This is a genomic window from Paraburkholderia sp. SIMBA_030 (assembly GCF_046535245.1).
In the GTDB taxonomy this organism is placed as follows: Bacteria; Pseudomonadota; Gammaproteobacteria; order Burkholderiales; family Burkholderiaceae; genus Paraburkholderia.
The window spans coordinates 346834-364769 of the sequence record NZ_JAWRXB010000001.1 but is presented as its reverse complement, the minus strand read 5'-3'; the positions used below and the strand labels follow the sequence as shown (position 1 = coordinate 364769).

The 17936-nt window shown below is 62.1% G+C and carries 22 protein-coding genes; 7 read left to right on the top strand and 15 right to left on the bottom strand.

The genetic code is table 11. The annotated features are described in order from the left end of the window. Positions 1-35: 35 nt before the first annotated feature. From SB772_RS01555 to SB772_RS01515, 9 genes are all read right to left on the bottom strand, one after another. Positions 36-647, bottom strand: coding sequence for a hypothetical protein (locus SB772_RS01555; RefSeq protein ID WP_410831522.1), 612 nt, complete (start codon positions 645-647; stop codon positions 36-38). Positions 648-933: 286 nt separating this feature from the next. Beyond that, positions 934-1389: a hypothetical protein gene (locus SB772_RS01550; protein WP_410831521.1), complete on the bottom strand. Its 456-nt coding sequence runs from the start codon at positions 1387-1389 to the stop codon at positions 934-936. Between the two features lie 76 nt (positions 1390-1465). Continuing rightward, positions 1466-2572: a DUF6094 domain-containing protein gene (locus SB772_RS01545; protein WP_410831520.1), complete on the bottom strand. Its 1107-nt coding sequence runs from the start codon at positions 2570-2572 to the stop codon at positions 1466-1468. A gap of 67 nt (positions 2573-2639) precedes the next feature. After that, complete coding sequence (locus tag SB772_RS01540; protein WP_410831519.1) at positions 2640-3200, bottom strand: DUF3275 family protein; 561 nt, start codon at positions 3198-3200, stop codon at positions 2640-2642. A 283-nt stretch (positions 3201-3483) separates the two neighbouring features. Continuing rightward, positions 3484-4020: a hypothetical protein gene (locus SB772_RS01535; RefSeq protein WP_410831518.1), complete on the bottom strand. Its 537-nt coding sequence runs from the start codon at positions 4018-4020 to the stop codon at positions 3484-3486. 122 nt (positions 4021-4142) lie between these two features. Further along, positions 4143-4619: a hypothetical protein gene (locus tag SB772_RS01530; protein ID WP_410831517.1), complete on the bottom strand. Its 477-nt coding sequence runs from the start codon at positions 4617-4619 to the stop codon at positions 4143-4145. Positions 4620-4806: 187 nt separating this feature from the next. Then, on the bottom strand, positions 4807-5226 hold the full coding sequence (locus tag SB772_RS01525) for an antirestriction protein (RefSeq protein WP_410831516.1): 420 nt from the start codon (positions 5224-5226) through the stop codon (positions 4807-4809). Between the two features lie 500 nt (positions 5227-5726). After that, the gene (locus SB772_RS01520; protein WP_410831515.1) at positions 5727-6395 is read right to left on the bottom strand and encodes a DUF3577 domain-containing protein; all 669 of its coding nucleotides are present in this window, start codon (positions 6393-6395) and stop codon (positions 5727-5729) included. 546 nt (positions 6396-6941) lie between these two features. After that, complete coding sequence (locus SB772_RS01515; RefSeq protein ID WP_410831514.1) at positions 6942-7334, bottom strand: helix-turn-helix domain-containing protein; 393 nt, start codon at positions 7332-7334, stop codon at positions 6942-6944. Between the two features lie 402 nt (positions 7335-7736). On the opposite strand from SB772_RS01515, the gene SB772_RS01510 reads away from it, so the two are divergent. The 6 genes from SB772_RS01510 (at position 7737) to SB772_RS01485 (ending at position 12352) form a co-directional block, all read left to right on the top strand. After that, positions 7737-8156 (top strand): ACT domain-containing protein, encoded by a 420-nt coding sequence (locus SB772_RS01510; protein ID WP_410831813.1) that lies wholly within the window; start codon positions 7737-7739, stop codon positions 8154-8156. 452 nt (positions 8157-8608) lie between these two features. Next, positions 8609-9034 carry a DUF6088 family protein gene (locus SB772_RS01505; protein WP_410831513.1) on the top strand — a complete coding sequence of 142 codons (426 nt, stop codon included), beginning with the start codon at positions 8609-8611 and terminating at the stop codon, positions 9032-9034. A 138-nt stretch (positions 9035-9172) separates the two neighbouring features. Beyond that, positions 9173-9580 (top strand): hypothetical protein, encoded by a 408-nt coding sequence (locus SB772_RS01500; RefSeq protein WP_410831512.1) that lies wholly within the window; start codon positions 9173-9175, stop codon positions 9578-9580. Between the two features lie 7 nt (positions 9581-9587). Continuing rightward, positions 9588-10331: a toxin gene (locus SB772_RS01495; RefSeq protein WP_410831511.1), complete on the top strand. Its 744-nt coding sequence runs from the start codon at positions 9588-9590 to the stop codon at positions 10329-10331. A 361-nt stretch (positions 10332-10692) separates the two neighbouring features. Further along, a complete protein-coding gene (locus tag SB772_RS01490) occupies positions 10693-11418 on the top strand; it encodes a hypothetical protein (protein WP_410831510.1) in 726 nt (241 codons plus the stop codon). 172 nt (positions 11419-11590) lie between these two features. Further along, positions 11591-12352: an abortive infection family protein gene (locus SB772_RS01485; RefSeq protein ID WP_410831509.1), complete on the top strand. Its 762-nt coding sequence runs from the start codon at positions 11591-11593 to the stop codon at positions 12350-12352. Between the two features lie 308 nt (positions 12353-12660). On the opposite strand, the gene SB772_RS01480 is transcribed toward SB772_RS01485, so the two are convergent. The 4 genes from SB772_RS01480 to SB772_RS01465 are packed head-to-tail and all read right to left on the bottom strand — an operon-like array spanning position 12661 to position 16251. Then, a complete protein-coding gene (locus SB772_RS01480; RefSeq protein ID WP_410831508.1) occupies positions 12661-13089 on the bottom strand; it encodes a TrbG/VirB9 family P-type conjugative transfer protein in 429 nt (142 codons plus the stop codon). Further along, on the bottom strand, positions 13086-14426 hold the full coding sequence (locus SB772_RS01475; RefSeq protein WP_410831507.1) for a TrbI/VirB10 family protein: 1341 nt from the start codon (positions 14424-14426) through the stop codon (positions 13086-13088). Before SB772_RS01475 ends, SB772_RS01480 begins: the two co-directional genes overlap by 4 nt. Positions 14427-14428: 2 nt before the next feature. Then, entirely contained in the window at positions 14429-15508 is a 1080-nt protein-coding gene (locus SB772_RS01470) for a TrbG/VirB9 family P-type conjugative transfer protein (protein ID WP_410831506.1), read from the bottom strand. Further along, on the bottom strand, positions 15505-16251 hold the full coding sequence (locus SB772_RS01465; protein WP_410831505.1) for a VirB8/TrbF family protein: 747 nt from the start codon (positions 16249-16251) through the stop codon (positions 15505-15507). The genes SB772_RS01470 and SB772_RS01465 overlap by 4 nt, the downstream gene beginning before the upstream one ends. Before the next feature lie 75 nt (positions 16252-16326). Between SB772_RS01465 and SB772_RS01460 the strand changes: the two genes are divergently transcribed. After that, positions 16327-16590, top strand: a complete 264-nt coding sequence (locus SB772_RS01460; RefSeq protein WP_410831504.1) for a hypothetical protein — start codon at positions 16327-16329, stop codon at positions 16588-16590. 2 nt (positions 16591-16592) lie between these two features. Here SB772_RS01460 and SB772_RS01455 read toward each other — a convergent pair whose 3' ends face one another. Further along, positions 16593-17621: a type IV secretion system protein gene (locus tag SB772_RS01455; RefSeq protein WP_410831503.1), complete on the bottom strand. Its 1029-nt coding sequence runs from the start codon at positions 17619-17621 to the stop codon at positions 16593-16595. Positions 17622-17651: 30 nt separating this feature from the next. Next, a complete protein-coding gene (locus tag SB772_RS01450) occupies positions 17652-17936 on the bottom strand; it encodes a hypothetical protein (RefSeq protein ID WP_410831502.1) in 285 nt (94 codons plus the stop codon).

The window sequence follows — 17936 nt, the reverse complement described above, 5'->3', positions numbered from 1 at the left end:
GCGGCTCGTGCTGTCTGGATGAGTGCTATTGCGCGTCAGTCGAGCTCGAGCGTGGCACTGCTGACGAATTCCGAAATCGTCTTCGCGAACGCGTCGGGGAGCGTGACCCGCGAAGCGTGGATGCGCCCGACTGGCGCATAAGACGTGTCGCCGAGATGGCTGACGAGCTGAGTGCCGAGTGCGTCAAGCACCGGCGTACGCCAATGGGGTAGCAGCGGTACTGGACTGAGCTGTTCGATCAGGGACCAGACGCGGGCCTGCAGGGACTCGTCGTCGTGCACCTGCGTTTCGCGATCGACCAGGAGCCAGGCCGCGCCGGCGGCTTTCGATGGGGTAAGAAGCGACTCGTCGTAAATCCAGGTATGGACGAGGTTGCCGAACAGGTTGTCTTTTGGCAGGCGACCGCTGTACTTGTCCAGCCGCCGCGGGTCACCGATAGGGGCGGCCGCAACTGGCTGGCCGTTGTCGGGATCGAGCAGCGTGAGCTGCCGGATGCCGCCTTCCTGGATGCCCAGGTGCAGGGACGCATAGAGTTGCTGAACGGCGCCATCGCGTCCGAAGACGGAGACGAAGACGAGTTCGCCATTGGGTGCACGCACACAGGCGTCAACGAAGATGTCCTGCAGTTCCTTGATGGGATACAGCATGGGGGTGCTCCAGTCTGGATGTCCGGCGCACCCACCGGGTGCCGACCCGGGTGGGTTGAAGAAAATTCCGGGGCTTCGCGAACGAAGCCGCAGCCGCGCAGACGAAGGCGCCGGAAGAAATCTGCGGGTGATACCAAAGGTGCCGCGTAACGCGCGACGGCGGATCTGCTACCGGCAGATCAGCGGGAAACGCTTTCCCCGAACGTCGTGTGGGACTTTCGGGAAAAGCGCCCCTTTGAAAGGGACGCACGGGGAGGTCGGGATGTCTGGCGCCTGGGCTCGCCAGTCAGCAGGCATCCAGCGTACCGAGCAGTGCGCGCAGCTCGCGCGCCTGTTGGGCGGTGACCGTCATCGGCACCAGGGCATCGGGATGCCACGCTTCGGTTGCCGCTGCGACCGGCAACCGTCTTTCGGCGAGCCGCGCGAACGCGAGCAGCCGATGCGCAGCGGCATGGAGTTTTAGTGCGCGTACCGAGACGTCCGCGACCGGCCAGCTTGAGACGGACGTGGCATCGAACTTGAGCACCTGCCCGTCAAGCTCTTCGTAATCGTCGTAGAGCAGCGGCATGTCCGGCGTGTCGTCCCACAATGTCCCGGCGTCGAATGCCGCACGGGCGATGGCGCAGGCTGCGTCGGCACTGGCGGCCCGAATGCCGACGACGACGCGGTGGGTATGGTCAAGGCTGTAGCCGACCATGAAGGCGGGCAGCGTCTGCCCCGTGAGGCTCGTATCATTGTTCATGACACAGGTGTCCTGGAAGTGCGGAAACCCGTCCCTGCGGGGCGTGGCCCCGCGGGGTTGATGAAGGTGATCCGGGCTAGCGGATCGTGACGATCCGGCCGAGGTTCGGGCCGGGAGTGAAGTCGATGCCTGCGATCGTCGGAACGAACCGGTCCCGCATGAGGATCGTGGTCCGGATATCGCCCCTGTCGGTTTCCTCGATCTGGACTTCCTGCTCCTTCTGCTTGATGGTGTCGCCGCGGATCAGCAGGCGCGTACCGTCGGCGCCGGTCACGACGCCCGTGATCTGCCCGGCTGCAAGCGCGAGCGCAAGATGCCAGTCGGAAAGATCACGCAGTGGACGCCGCGGCGTGACAGCCTTCGCCGCGAACATCGTGGCGAACTGTGGCCAGAGCGTGGCGTGTTGCAGGCGCTGCAACTCGTGGTCGAGCTGCGGCGCGTCGATCCGTATCGACATGAAGGCGTATTCGCCGGCCGTCGAAGGGATGCGATACGGCTCGGCCGTCCAGCTCTCCGGCAGCTCGGGCGGCATTTCGCCCTCATGGATGCGAGCCAGGCGCGCGGCCAGTGCGGTATCGATCCCATCCGCCCGGCGCTTGACGCCGAAAAGCACGAGCTGTTTGAACGTCTGGTCGGGCGCGAGGAACACCTCGACGTGTGCGAAGTTGCGGGCGATCATCGTGGCGAACTCGCGGTCCATCACGTAGTGCGGCACGATCAGGACCAGCACGCCGCCGAACGCGAGCCAAGGGACCGTCCTGAGGTAGAAGATCTTCTCGAGACGATCCGGCTGACGCTCGCCTGTCTGCGCCTTGTCCGAAACGACATCACCGTACGGTGGATTCAGAAACAGCAACCCCATGCTGCGGGCCGCGATGAACATGTCATGGACGTCGGTATGCGCGACGGTGTCGAGTACTTCCTTCGCGTGCCATGCACGCTCGCGGTCGTACTCGACGCCAAATGCGCGAACCGCATCGGGCATGGTGGACTGCGCAGCAAGCGCGGCCTTCAGCTCCCGTAGTGCGGCACCTTCGCCGCAGCAGGGATCGAGCAGCCGCGAGGGGCGGTCGGGATCGGCCAGCGCGAGCGCCGGCATGATGCGCGCGAGCGTCACCGCGTCGGTCGGAAAGTAGCCGTTCTTCACGAAATTTCTGGCGAGGCGGGGAAAGATCAGGGCCATACGACTCTCCTTTGGGTCACGGGTGTGCCGCGGCTGTGAGGCCGGGGCACACCGTCGATGGATGGGATCAGGCTTTCAGCCAGGTCTGGCTGGAGGCCTGGAAGGTGTAGCCAAATGCGCGAAGCTGGTCGCGCTGCTGGCGAAACACGCCGCGATCGACGGTCGGATCGAGCTTGACCGGCTCGCCGGCGACGATCGCATCGGCCAGTTCGGTGCCGAACAGGTCGGGCAGATACAGCTCGCCGGAATCGTCGCCGGTTTGCGCGAGCGCGGGAGTTTCGTCGGCATGCGCGGCGCCTGTGGCACCCGGTGTGCGCTCCTCGTCGACGGGGTCCGGCTCCGTCGAGGTGGGCTCGCGCCCGGTCTCGCTGAACGGTTCGTCGTTGTCGAGCTGCACATCGGCGAGCCTCGCGCGGATTTCGACGGTGACCTTGCCGTACCACACGTAGCTGTGCGGATAGATCTTGTCGATCAGGAAGGTGCCGGTGTAGGCGCCGGGCTCGAACTGTTCGAGCACCTTGTCCTTGACCTTGAACTCGCCAACGGACGTCGTCAGCTCACCGACCTGGAAGGGGCCGTTGCTGCCCTTGATGGTGCGCACGTCAAGCGTGCCGGAAAGTGAAATCATGATGCCTCCACACAGTGAGGCGGGACCCTCCCTGGCGGGCAGGGTGTCCCGCGCGGGTTGGGAAAGATCGTGCGGGCAGACGGTCGCTGCGCGGTAAGCACAGCGGCACATCCGGCACGCCGAACGAAAACATTGCAGGTCTTGCTGGCAGGTTTTGCTGACAGGGCGATGCGCGACCGATGCGGCCAGGCAACAGCCATCGCACATTTCCGGAAGCGCATGGACGCAAGCTTCCGGTATGCGGTCCAGGGAGCGCGAGGCATCACCCGACGGCATGGATGCATTAGCCCGCGTGTTGCGGACCGCACCCGTCTACGCGGCGTTGTTCGACGATGTGTCGGAACAGACGTGGGGGAAACCTGAACAGCCGGCCGCCGCTTTCGACGATCCACGTGCGATGGTGTCGACTCACGACGACCGCCTCCTTTATCGACAGCCCGCTGAGCGTCAGCACATCACCTGGCGCGAGCGAGCGGGAGCGGGCCGCATGCCAGGCGCGAACCTGCTCGCGCCATGCGGGCGCCGCGGGCGGGACCATGTCGAGATAGGCGAGCGGGCAGGAGTAGTAGAGCGGTTCCATCTGCTCGCACATATCCTTGTATCCCCAGCCTGCACAGGTCTTGTCCCATGCGAGCACGTCGCAGCCGATGAAACGCATCGGCGCAACGCCTGCGCGGTCGATTTCCCACACGGTCCAGAGTACGTTGCCACTCGTGCAGTGACGAAGGCAGCGACGAGTGACGCCGTCATGCTCCTCGTCGCCTGTCAGGCGAGCGATGAGTTGCGCACGCGTCTGTCCATGTCCAAAAAGCCATCCCATGATGGTCCTCGCAAGGTGAGAGGAGGCATCGTTCCCGTGGCGGGGCGATGCCCCGCAGGGAAGCACCGTTGATACGGTGCAGGTGATGGAAGGAAGTGAAAACGGCGATCGCGATGCCGGGGTTACACGCGCCGCTGCGCGCGAAGATCGCGACCCATCGCGGTACGAACGGAGCTGATGATGAACACGGTCCAGTCGGCGAAGTACCGGCCATCGAAGACGATGGCCCCCGAGTTGAGCATGAGCTGGATCGGCATCGTGATCTTCCCGGAAGGCACCTCGCCGTCCGGTCCGACGACGACGCCCATGTCCGGGAAGAAGTGCCGCCCATCGTACGGATCGAGAAATTCCAGCTCGAGGTCGCGGGCCTCGACGGTGTGGCAATAACGCAGCCGGCCGATCAGCGGTCCGTCAAACCCGGTGACGAGCGCAGATCCAAGTGGATCGTCGCGCCCGTTGAAGAGTCCGAGATAAAGGCCGTCTGGAAGACCGACGCTCTGGCTCGTAAAGCGCGGCAATGTGCGCCCGTCACGGCACTGAAAAACCTGCCGCGACGGACCGTCTTCATCGACGGGCCAGTTCGCGGCGTGCACGAGCATCTCCGAAATTCGCGCGTGGTGTTTCGTTTGCACACCTGGCCAGCAAGGCATTTCGATGTCGCTGGGCTTTCTGACGGGTGGCCAGGAGTCGAGGCAGTTACAGCTTGACATGATTGTCTCCGTGAGCGCCGCGGAGACGCACCCGTGCGGGCTGCGTTCCGCAGGGTGTAAGAGAAAAGGCAGGACGTCAGTCGATCGCCGCGAAGATCTCGCGGGCTTCCGGGTGAGACGGCACAAAGGCGAGCACCCTGTGATAGAGCTCGGTGAAGGTTGCGCCTTCGGTTGACCACGCCATGGCATTCAACGCGAAGAGGCTGGCAACGATCCCTGCGGCGTCGCTGCTCATTTCGCCGGAATATCCGTTGCCGTCGCAGGTGATGGGCAGCGGGCCCTCCAGGCGAGGTGCCATGTAGAACGCGCCGTTCGAGAGTTCGACATAGTCCCAGAATCCGCCATGGTAGGTCTCGCACAGCGATTCCATTGCAGAGTAGACGGCGATCTCGCCGCGGATCATGTGTTTGCCGAAATACCGCGGCAGGATTTCCATGCGGCGCTCATCAGGCACGATGGTGGCCGTGATGGCGCACGTTTCGCTGGCTTGAGTCATGACGTTCTCCGAAAGGACGCGGCGAACGGCTGCCCGGGCGGGGAAGCGCATCCCCGCGAGGGTTGGACAAGGTGAGGCCCGAAGGCCTGACAGGAGGTGATTCCGCAGCCCGCGTCACGTGACGCGGGAACAGCCTTGCAGACAGTGGCACCGGAAGTGGGCTGTAAAGGTGTCGCCTCGCGCGGCGACGGACGGGCCTGCAAACTGGCAGGCCAGCAGTGAAACCGTCATGCGTCATTGGCCTTCATTGGCCGTGGCTGCCCATGAGAAGCGAATGACGCATGACGCCTGGCAGTTGAATCTGCCAGGCGCGTGTCTGGGCCGGGGAAATCATTCCGGCACAAACGGCACGGCGTGGTCGGGCCACCGTGAACCCAGGGCGCAGTGTGGCCGGTGCCGGCTTTCCAGAGCGTTTCGTGATGCGTCGCTCGGGAAAACCGGCATGCCAGCTATGCGTGGGAGAAGACCCCCGCGCGGGGCGGGGGACGAGGGATTGCCGTTCACTCGGCGCTGGTATCGGCTCGATGGGAATTGGCGTTGCCGTGACGGCGCAGTGGCGGATAGCGATTGGTACGCGGGGCAGTGCGCTCAGGCGAAGCTGAAGCTTTGCGTGGTTCCGGCGCGTTGCTACCGCTGTCGGGTTCGACGCCGTCCGTGTCGTGCTGATCACGACCGTCTATCGACGGCACCTGTCCGTTGACACACTCCGGCGCCTGATCGTTTCCGGCGCCCGCGTCGTCGCGTTCTTCGCTTTCGTCGCGATAGACCTCCTGGCCGTCGACCTTGATCCAGAAGAGCTTCAGCAGGCGCCCCTTGAGCACGGCGCCGGTTTCGCCAGCGCGGTTGCCGGTGCGCTCGAAGGTCCGGATGTAATGGTCACCGGCGCGGAAGGACACGAGGACTTTCGCATCCGGATCGTTGGCGTCGTTCATCACGGCGCGGACCGCCTCCCTGGCCTTCTCGCCAGAGACGATCAGGTCAAGAGGAAGATAGACGATGCCGTTCTCGATGTTTGGATCGCCATGAAACGCGGAGATGGCGCATGCGAGGAAAGGCCTGGCTTTGCTGCGACCATTGCCTTTGGTGGTGACATCACGTACACGGGACAGATACCCGAGACCGCGCAGATGAAGATCAAAATACTTACGGGATTCGACGGCCTGATTCATGACGATTCTCCAGAACGAAAAAGGGGAATCGCCAGGGCCCGTGTCGGGGAATGGCAATTCCCCAGACGGGCAAGAAAGGAAGCTTCCGGTCAAACGACCTGCGGCGGTCCAGACAGTGGGACGAAGCACGACCGCGAAAGGCGTCGCAGAGCGACGATGCTGCAAAGGACACTGGATGGGCTCCAGCGGGCAACTTCAATCGCGAATCATAGCCGGTGACATGGGAAATTCAAGTCAATTTCGTCCGCGATTAATTTGCAGTTCTTAACGATATAACGGTATTCGATTCAATCTCACGATCAATCGCGAATATTGCGTGTTGGCCCGGAATCCGGCAGAGCGTACGTCGCGTCTGCGGCGTTACTCTCCCGCGATCGCGGATAGGAGATGACGAAAACGAATGGACGGCCGGTCAGCCCAGTAGTCTGGCGTGGCCTGGAATGCATGAATGCTGAAATGCGCGCCAGCGAGGGGCAGGTTGACGCTACACGTAGAAAGAAGACCCAGTCCGCAGCCGTTCGGGGACACTGCAGTGCAGTCGCGCAGTCAGGGGTTCTGTTTGCGCAAGCGGCGTTTGGCGGCGGGGCGTGCGTTTGTTGCCAGAGCGATGGCCTCATCCATCAGGCGCTCCAAGGCATCCTGCTGAATCGGGCTGAGTCCAGAAAGCTTCTGATGGATGCGCGTGGCTCGGTCGGCCGGACCCGTGCCGGTCTCCCCGAGAAAGTCTGAAAGGCGGCATTCGAGGATGCCCGCGAGTTGTGCCAGACGCTCGATGCTGGGCGAGGTGACACCGCGTTCAATATGGGAGAGCGACGCTTGGGCGAGACCTGCAGTCTCAGATAGCTGTTCCTGGGTCAGGCCGAGCGCCTTGCGCCGACGCGCAATGGCCTTGCCGATTGCGCGGACCAGATGTTCATGCTCGCCTTGCTGCCGTGTCACCGCTGCTCCCGCCCTCAAATGCGGCAAGTGTGCGGTGATGGCCGGAACCAAAGAAGGACTTGAAATTTAAAATTATGTGTAATACGTTATGTTCTGACGAATTTTTGCGCCTTCTACCGACGAGGTCCGACATCCAGTCGCATTGCCGATCCTGGGACGTCATGGAGCGTTGGCGAGCAGCGGGTAATTCGGCCTTGGGGCACGGGATTTTGCCTCTCGAGACGACCGTTGGCCGGCAGGGCCTCGGAGCACGATCAGCGCGCGGACGCTTGCCACGAGCATTCTGTAACGGCTTATTCGCTGGATTCGGTCACAATGGATTCGATATGCGATGTGGGTACGGCTCGCAATGGCGCGACCGGTGTACCTGCCCGATTCACCTCTTTTTGCAAAGGGAGCACAGTGAGCCAACCCGTCTCGGATCTTGAACAGTTGCTGGCGTCGATGCAACCGGAGTTGAATGATGGTGCCTACGTATTCTCGTCCGTTGCTGCGGACCGGGACGTGTCGCTGCTCGCGCCCGTGGCGACGTTTCGTGAGCGCGAGGGGTTGACCCTCATCATCGATGAACGGACGGCACTGCGCGAGGGGTTACCCGTGCTTTTCCGGGCGGCCTGGATCACGTTGACCGTTCATTCCGATCTGCAGGCTGTGGGACTGACGGCCGCGGTGGCGGAAGCGTTGACGAACGCGAACATCAGTTGCAACGTTGTTGCCGCCGCCTTTCACGATCACATCTTTGTGCCGGTCGAGCGGGCAGCCGATGCGCTTGCTCAGCTTGCCGGACTCCAGGCGCGGGCGACGCGGGACGCTGCGGCCTGACCTGTGAGGACGCGATCCGGTGTGGGGCGGCGAAGGTCCAGTCCGGGCCATGGGTCCGGCCAGATTCCCCATTCATCATCAGTCCGGTGCACGCAATCGCATGCATGGCTTCAATGCGTTCGTGGTTTCCGTTCGGCGCGCAGTTGTACAACTATTTCCACCGGACACGGAACGTGTACGTGCAGAATTCCTGGACTGAGACGATAAAAGTGCCAGAACAGGAGCCGCGCACGCGGCAGTATATTGGGGGCGAATCAAATGCCATCCCGCTCCCATCCAGGCGACCGGGCATCGCTACTGACGGAGCCGAGCGCCACAGGCGATCTTTCGGCAAGACGTAGAGATGTAGACGTCATGCTTCGCTACCCCGTGATCGTGGTTTGCTTGATTTTTCTCATAAAAATCATATAATTAATCGGAGATTGCGGCGGATCCGATGATTGGGGATAGTCATGTATCTGGAAGACCGGCTGAAGATATCGATTGCAAAACAAACGGCTGATGTGTTTTTGCGGACTGACTTCGCGCGCTTCGGCAGTGAAGCTCAGGTTAGTCGTGCGCTGCGCAAACTCGTCGATAGCGGCGTTATTGTGAAGCTTGGCGTAGGCGTGTATGCGAAAGCCAAGCGCAGTGCCTTGTCGGGTGTCCCCATTCCGGTTCAGCCAGTGGAGATTCTTGCCGAGAAAGCGCTGGCCAGGATGGGCGTAAAGGTCTATCCGTCGAGTCAGGTGGAACTGTACAACTCTGGCAGGACGACCCAGTTGCCAGCCAAGGTAGTGATCAATACGGGGGATCGCCGTATTGGCCGGAAACTAGGTTTCGGAAAGAAAACCATTCAATACGAAAACAGTCTCAAGCGAGCGGAAAGAGCTCATTGATGTTTTTCTGGCAGAGCGGCTTGCTGGAAACGCGGTCGCCGTTGCCCTTTTCCGGAGGCGGTTAGTACCGCAACCGGAGTAAAATGAGTTTGTGATGATGAAGGTATCCCGGAGATTGTCGTGAGAAAGTCCACAATCGTGAAAGCTGACACGACCGTGAAACCGCTTGCCAGGAAGCCGGCAGGAAAGAGTGCGGCGGTCAAGGTTGCCTCAGTAAAAGGCAAACGGCCTGTGGTACGGAATTTTGTGATCGAGGAAGTCCGTCCAGCAGGCAAGCTGACCGTGACGTTCGGGGAAGTTTCGGTACGGGTTACGCAGCCTACCGAGGAGGCTGTCCAGAAAGGCGTCAAGGCGAGCGTGAAGGTCATTCGTGATCTCGGCAAGCGCTTGCTGACGCCTGGCGTTGAGATCAAGCAGGCTAATGACATTCCCGTTTTCACTGCTGATCCGCAGAACCCCAACCGGGTGGTCCGGCAACTGAATGGCAGGTCGGAAGTGGGGCACTTCATTCGCGGGAAGTTCAGGGCAGATACCGTATCAGCGTAAGCGATAGATGGCAAAAACAAGAACAATCAACCAGTCCGTTGCTGACATCACCTCCCGCGCGAAAAAAGCCGGAAAACCCCTTGCGATCATACTAGCGGGGCACAACGGCTCGGGCAAGTCGACCATGTGGTATGACCATCTGGTCGACGAACTCAGGATTCCCCTTGTTAATGCCGACCGCATGATGCTGTCGATCCTGCCCGTACCGGGGCAGGACGGGCATTTGCGGGCATGGGCCCAGAAGCTGCGGGATACCGACGAGATGTGGATGGCTGTGGCACAGAAGGGCGTCGAGAGCTTTGTTGCCCAGGCGATGGCCAAGAAGGTGCCGTTTGCGATGGAAACGGTGTTTTCCTACTGGCAGCCTCGTGGCGACGGAACGTTTTCCAGCAAGATCGACCTGATCCGGAATCTGAAGGATGAGGGCTATTTTGTGCTGCTGCTCTTTGTTGGCTTGACCAGCTCCGCACTATCGCTTGGGCGGGTGCAGACGCGCAAGGCCCAAGGTGGCCACGATGTTGCGTACAAAAAGCTGGAAGAGCGTTTTCCACGGACGCAGCAGGCGATCAGTCATGCGCTGCCTGTGGCAGATGCGGTCGTTCTCGTCGATAACAGCCGTGCTCCCGCTCAGGCATTCACGCCATGCTATGTGAGCGCCGGCACGGATGTGCTCTACGACATCCGGATTGCCGACGCGCCTCCTGTTGCGATTACCGCCTGGCTGGATGTGGTGGTGCCGCGCCCGGCTTGACCCAGTCAATTTCATATCCGACAGCCGTCTGGCGCGGAAGAGGGGCATGTGCCTCGCTGTCATGTCGTCGTTGTTTTCTGGTGGCGCGCGGGTGGGTTGATTCGACGCAGCCGGTGCAAGAACCCCTCGCTGAAGCACCTCGCAAGTTCATTTGCTCACGCCAGATCGATGCCGCAGATCCCCCAGTTGCCCAGTCGTTCCTGACGGCTGTCAGGTGCCCTCGGGTGTGCCGGGAGCGCCGACGATTTCGCGCCAATCGTTACTGCCGGTTCCAGCTCTGCCATCCAGAAGGATGGCTGGCATCTTCACCAGGCCGGCCGACAGCGCAGGACCGGTGTAATGTTGATCTCATGGAGAACTGATGCAGGACACGAAGGCAATCCTGAAGGACCTCGCTGATGCCGAACCCTACAAGCCAGCGAAAAAGCTGTTCATGGAGCGAGCAAAAAAGCTCTCCAGACTCCTGCTCGCATTGAGTGCGCTATGTATGGTCCTGCTCGGAGTATTCGGCTTCTGGTACAAAGCCGACCACGCCCCGATACTGGTGGGCGTCTCGCTTGTTTTCTGGCTTTTGACGACGTTGTTCGGCATCCTCACGATGCTTGTCGAGCCTGTCGCCATGTTCATCGTCATGCTCCGCTGGAAGGCGGAAACGCTGGACACTTTCATTCGCGAAATCGAGAACGACGAAGCGCATGTGAAGCGCCTGATCCGGCATGACGAGGAGGCGCTCAGGCGGGTGCAGTACTGGCTGCAGCTCAAGGTAAAGCGCCTTGACGCCCGCATTGTATTCTTCTTCGGGGGAAGCGCGGCGGTGTATTCGCTGCTGGCCCTGACGCTGTCGAACATCAAGGATGCAGGTGGGCTGTCCTGGCTGGAACATACCTTCCTGCGTGGCTTTGCCGCTGACAACCTGGCAAACACAGCCATCCTCTGGGGTATTGCTCTGGTGTTCGGGGTGTCGGTCGGTGCGATCCTCATGAAGGTTGTGCAGGGCCGTTACACGTACCATCTCGAACTGGTCGAACTGGCACTGATGCGTAAGTGTCCCGATGCGATAACGCCGGCGCTGCCAAGCGGCGGCTGATTGGTGGCGATGGCTGTCGGCATCGACGACGTGGCGAAGCGCTTCGTCACGGAAAGACCCGCGCAAATTTCCGGGGAAGTGAGGGCACGAAAAAGTATCGAGCGGAAGCTGGCAGAACTCGCGACGCTTGTCGGAATGGTTTTGAGGTTGTCGGATGCATAAGGAGAATGGGGTGAATGACCATCTTTTGAACGATTCCGCATGGCGCGGACCTCTTATGCTCGCCATGCAGCGAGCCATCGTGGCGGAGTTCAATGCCACCGACTGGCACGAGCTGGGCTATCTCACCGGATTCCACGACTACATCCAGGGGCACGCGCGTCTGCTCCGAAGTCTGGGTTTCGGTGATGATGACTATGGCGCTTGCGTTTTCCAGGCTCTCCAGTTTTTTGCAAACAACGATACACGAGCCCTGGTCGCGGTTATCGACCATCCAAAAGTCCATCCGCAGATGGAAAGAGTGCAAGCGGAAAAACTCATTGAACTCGGCTATCAGGTCGGCCGCGTGCCGGCAGTGCTTCCCTCGGCGACTGCCTCTGATGTCGTGCGTCGTGCGCTGATTGATGCGGATAATCTGCTCGCGACCTCGGGGGCGCCCAGCACGATCGATCGACTTCATACGGCCATGCATGGATATCTGAAATCCGCTTGCAGGGACAGCGCCATTGCGCTCGCTGACGACGCGCCCCTGACGCAGGCATACAAGGCACTACGAGCACAGCATCCTGCTTTACGATCATTGGGAGGGCACGACAGCGAGATCGGAAAGATTCTTGCCTCCTTTGCCTCCGTTCTCGATGCGCTCAATACGCTTCGCAACCGCGGTAGCGTTGCTCATCCCAACGAGAACCTGCTCGACGTGGCGGAGGGAGCCCTGGTGGTCAATGCCGTCCGTACAATTTTCCACTACCTGAACCAGAAGATCGGCCAGTGAATGTCAGTCTAAAGTGTTCCGAGGGCGAAACTGACGATGTCATGCCTGCCTACCTCTGCGCCGACGAAGTGCAGAAGATGCTCCTTGTCGGCAAGGCCTGCGCGCACGACAACCAGGCAATCCCAGTGCGGGGGAACGTAATACTGCCCGGCAGCTTGCATCTCGCTGGAGGCGAGCCTTGCGTCGATCCAGGTCGTCCACGCAGAGGTCGACGTGGCGATTGCGGCGATGTCGTCTGAAATGGAAACCGACGGAGTACGAGGCGGATTCTCCCCTCTCGTTTCCGGCCGCGCTGGCCGCGCCCGAATCTATGGCGCTGCCGCATGTATACGTGGTATGGCGGTCGGCGCCGCAACGCCGAAGTGCGCACTGCGGGGCGGCTCGCGGGGTGAGTCACGTATGGCGCGGGCTTCTGAAGAGCCGGCGCGGAACACCAGTGCCGTTTCCATCTGGTCAACGATCACGTACGGTGGATCGGGATGCCAGTGCAGCAGTACAAGGCCTGCTGGCGTGTCGGCGAGGATCGCGGGGACGCGCTTCGGATCGTCGAACTGCAGATAGAGCTTCTGCCCATCATCGAACACCTGGTAAGGGCGGACCTCGGCTGAGCCACTCAGGCGCCAGTCGAAGTCATACACGGGACCGGTCGCGAGCGGCGGCTCGGCACGCACCCATTGAAGAGCACAGCCGGTGAACACGAGGATGGCGGAAAGCATGATAGAGGCTGAGCGTTTCATCGGTTGCAACTCCCATCAGTGACACTGGGCGGCAGCATCATGTCCCGCTGCGTGATGAACGTGATGCGTTGACCCGGTTCCAGCCTCAATGTCGGCTGGATGTTCATGTTGCGCTGGAGAATGGTTTGCGTGGTCTGGGACAGCGACTGTGCCGCGGCCTCCGAGAGATCGGACGAGACCCCGCCGTTGATGTTGATCGTTGTGCCGCTCGGCTGGCTCTGGTTGTGGCCGATCCACGCGGCGACGCCTGCGATCAGGAACGTCGAGCCAAAGATCTTGAAGAAGTGGTTGTTGACTTCAGCACTGACGCCCGCTTCGCCATCGGGATCGTCGCCGGTCAACCCGTCGAGGCGCATCGTCGCGTGCCGGAAGATCATCCGCGTGGCGGCCATCAGCATCAGGTCCTGGCCAATCGCCACGTCGTTGCTGGTTCGCCCCAGGATCCGCGTACCCTTCGGAATGAGCCTGCACGTGCCGTCGATGCTGTCGTAGATGTCGCGGTCGGTCATCGCGCGGAAGGTGCCGGGCACGTCGCTCTTCGCACCCTGCAGGATCACGGTGGGGATTGGTGTGCCACCCATCACCATGTACGGCGAGTCGACGGGGACCGGAACGAGCGGTTTTTCATCGTCCGCTGCCTGTCCCTGCTGTCTGATCCAGTCGGCATTGCGCCGGTCCGTGGCACTGGACACGCTGACAGGTGGCTGAGGTGGTTGGCTGGATGGCGCTCCCGGGTTCCCACCTTCCTGCGAGCTGCCGGGCGCTGCCTGTCGGCCGGACAGTTGCGGCAGGCTGCTGGCGAGGTGATCGAGCGGGAGGCTTGTCTCGCCGGACGCGTTACCGGTGCCGCTGCCCGTATCCTCCCAGGCGACAAGCGACTGGCTCTGCATGGCTTCGAGCTGGCGTTGCAGCGCGAGGCGATCGGCATCGCCCGTGCCGGCCGACTGGCCAGGGACGCGATAATTTCTGGGAAGCGGACCGGCATCGTCTCCGGGCACGCCCTTGGGGATGCCATCGAGCGGGGTGCCGCCGAATGGCGCGCCTGCGGCCGACGCGTCGCTGCCCGCGCGCGCCAGCGCGAGGTTGTGCTGGTCTTCGAGACGTTTGCGGATCGCCTCCGGTGAAGCCTTCGGCTGCCGCGCATCGGCCTCGATCTGCTCCCGCTGGCGCCGTTCGGCGGCGGTTTCGTGTGGATGGGAGAGCGCATGGACCAGGACGATGGCGAGCAGCGCCGAACACAGCGCGATAAGCAGCGTCTTCGCGAGGTTGCGGCGGATGCGCGTCAGTCTCGCCGGCTCGGGTGTCAGCGGCGTGCCGCTGTTGTCCGGGGCGGCCATGATCACGATTTCCCGTAGATGTTCTTCATGCGGGCCGAATCGCAGCCGAACAGTCCGCAGCCGTTGCCGCGACCGTTGAAGACCTTCACTTCCTCCTTGCCGCGCCTGAGCAGCAGGCCGTATGGCGCGATCTGCTGTACCTCGAAAAAGTCACCGCCGAGCGGAATAAAGCTGGCGATCTCGGCCTGTCCCCTGTCGTCCATCAGCAGGATCGCGGGCAACTCGGCGTGGTGCGGAAACTGCAGGTACGTGAACCGTCCATCGTCGAATACGGTTACTGGAGCGAAGGGGGCATTGCCCTCGACGCGGTAGTCGAAGTTCGCGTGGTCGAGAGCGATGCGCGGGCCGACCGGCCGGGCGTCGCCAGGCGCGGGCGATCCAGCCTGCACGCTTCCATCCTTTTGTCCGGCGGTATCCGCCACAGGAACGTTGCCCGGATATTCGACGCCGAAGGGCGAGACCTGTCCCGCTGTGGTCTGTGTCTCGGTGTCGAGGTAGTGCCAGGAAACCCGGTGATAGACCGTACCGTCGTCGGACGAGCGCAGGTCCAGCTCGTACCGCCGGCGTGACGTGATGACCGTCGCTGCATTGTCGAGCCCGGGCAGTCGCGCCTCGATGAAGACATCGCGCTTCGTGAGCGCCGTATGTTCGAGCCAGCGCTTGCCCGTGTCGGACAGATAGACGCCGACGACCTCCTCGTCGGGGCCAAAGACCAGGTGCGTTTCCTCGCTGGTGCGCACGAGCACCGGATAGAGGTAGTCCGGGTCGTAGTCGTAGACGACGAGCGACGAATCGTCGGTAGCCGGATACGGACCATTGATGCGCGCACGGGACGTCGGCGACTGTCGGGGTCGGAGGCGGGGTCGGGGTTGCGATGGAGTGCGAACGGTATCCACGGCGGACTGCCCTGAGACGATCGTCGCCGCACTCGCGGGTAAAGGGGTGGGCGGCGAGGGGGTGGACGGCGAGGGGGTGGACGGCGAGATAAACGCGGGCGACGACGCTGCGATATGGGCCGCGGCAGTCGTGAGGCAGGACGCAAACAGCGCCGTGAAGCACGCAGTGGAAAGTAGAAGCTTCATTGCGTGGCTCCGGGATTGACGCCCAGATAGGGCGTAAGACTGAAGTGGGTGATGCGAAGCCCGATCGGGTTGTCCTTCTCTTCGCCGGGTTTCAGTGTTTCGGGCGCGAGCAGGAAGCTGATCGTGAGCAGCATCTGCTTCGGGTGGGTCGGCTTGCCGTTCACGCTCTCCATCAGCGTGAAGATGAGATACGCCACCTGGCCATCGGGCGAGAACGAGGTGGAGTTCTCGATGAACTCACGGGTCAGTCCCGGCGTCTGCACCACGCGCTGCGCAACGGGGTCGGTCACGGTGATGTACGTTTCCAGTTCCTGTGTGGCGGCCCCGGATGTCCACCCGGATGCGGCCGGTATCTGCCGCGTGAGCGTGTCCTGGCTGTCGGCCTCGATCGTGAAGACGCGCGAGGCCCACTTCACGAGGAAATAGCGCCTGTTTGCCGCGGTGACAGAATAGGTTTCGGCATAGCGGTCGGAAACCCATACCGCGCCGCTCTTTTCATCATGCTCGACAAAGTAGGGACGTGGACCGCTGTGTGAGCTCTGGACAATCAGTGCAGCGCATTCGCTGGCTGCGATCAGGGCGAACGCAGCGGCAAGCTTGATCGCGAGCCGCTTTTCCCAGAGAGGGCGCTGGAAGGCCGCGAACCACGCGGTGACCGCTTCGCCGGTATTCGGCGGCGACGGGAGGCCGGCGGCGGGTGTTTCGGTGCCGGAAGAACCAGGAGAACGCAGGCGTTTGCGCATGGCTCAACCCCTCCGGCAGAACCGCGCCCGCAGTGCTAGACTGGAACCCAGTTCACCTGCTGCAAGGATGCAGCCATGGCAAAGATCAAGATCATCCTGCTGTATTTCGTGCTGCCGGTTCTGCTGTTCGCAGCGTTCGTCCTGTATCAGGTCGGCGCGCAGCATTTCGGCGTGGCAATGATGCTCGCTGGCGCGGTTGCATTTATCGTATGGGCGTGGGTCAGGAGCACGCCGAAGGAGCGTGCGGAGGCGCAGCGCGTTGACGAAGAAGTGCGTTATCAGCAGGAGCAGGAGTGGGCGTCGTACTACGCGTCCCATCAGCAGGATCATCATCACTGATCTCACTTGAAGATCCCCGGTGTTATCTGCCGACCGATAACACCCTTTCCGAATCCCTTTACCGCTCCGCCACCGCCGCCGGTAACCAGTGCTCTGGCGATTTCTGGCACCTGCCACATCATGAAAGCCCCGACACCGCAGACGAGCGCGAGCGCCAGCATCGCGAGATAGTTCGTCGCGTAGTAGGCGTCGCTGTTCGTGCCGCTCTGCGCGGCGGCCTGCTGCACGAGACTCTGGATGCCGGGCAGCACGCCGCTATAGACGATCGCCATCATCAGCCAGGCGACCACCTTGAACAGTCCCGCGGAAATCGTGAAGCGCAGCCATCCGTCGAAGAGGAATTCGCCCGCGGGCAGGACGTACCAGGGAATCAGTACCGGCCCGAGACAGAAAGCAATGTCGAGCAGGAACGAACCGAACTGGACCACGACCGCGAAGATCATCGTCATCAGTGAGATCGCGATAATCGCGAGTGCCTTCGCAAGAAACGCGAGCAGGATCAGTGGCAGGTTTTTGATGAGCGTCCAGATGGAGCTCAATCCCGCCGAGTTCGCTCCTGCATCGCTCGCGGAGCCGCATTCCGGGTGGTCACTGTTTGGGATCACGACGCCATCGGGGGTGATGTCGGGCACCTGTTGGCAGACCTGGGCGGCTTCCGTGCGTATGCCCTGCATGATGGTCGAGGCGGCATTGACGAGCGCGCGCAGCAGGTCGCCTGGATTACTCCCGCCACCGGCCACGCGTGAGGCCATCGTCTGCATGTTGTCGACGAAATAGCTGTGCACCGTGCCGGACCAGGCCGTGAGCATCACGAGAATGACCGCGCAGCGGATGAGATGGCGGAACATGTTCGCGAAGAAGCCGGGGAAATCCCCCTCAAGCAGCCACAGGAATGCATGCCACGTCGCCATGATCAGGCCGAGCGCGGCGAGGAGGTCCATGCCGTCGGACAGGAAAAGCGTCTGCAGGCTCGTGCCTTTCGCCTGCATCGCAGCGAAGAGGGCATTGAGCACGGAGATGACGTCGTTCATGACCTGATCCTGTCGTGGATGGGCACGCCGCTATCGCAGACTGCCGGCGACGCGCAGCAGGGCCAGCAGCAGGGCTAACGGCAGCGCGATCCACGCGGCCGCGAAAGCATGTGGGCTTTCCTCGTGCACGACCAGTAGCCCCACGAGCAGCGACAGCCGGACGCTACGGGTGATACGCCGGTCGAACGCCCAGTCCGGATTGCGCTCGTTGGACGGGTTCAGACTGCGCAGACGGTAGGCACGCACGGCGTGCAGCACCACACGCAGCTCGGCGGATGTCGCGCACAGGTTCCGGATCAGCCAGCGCAGCAGCAC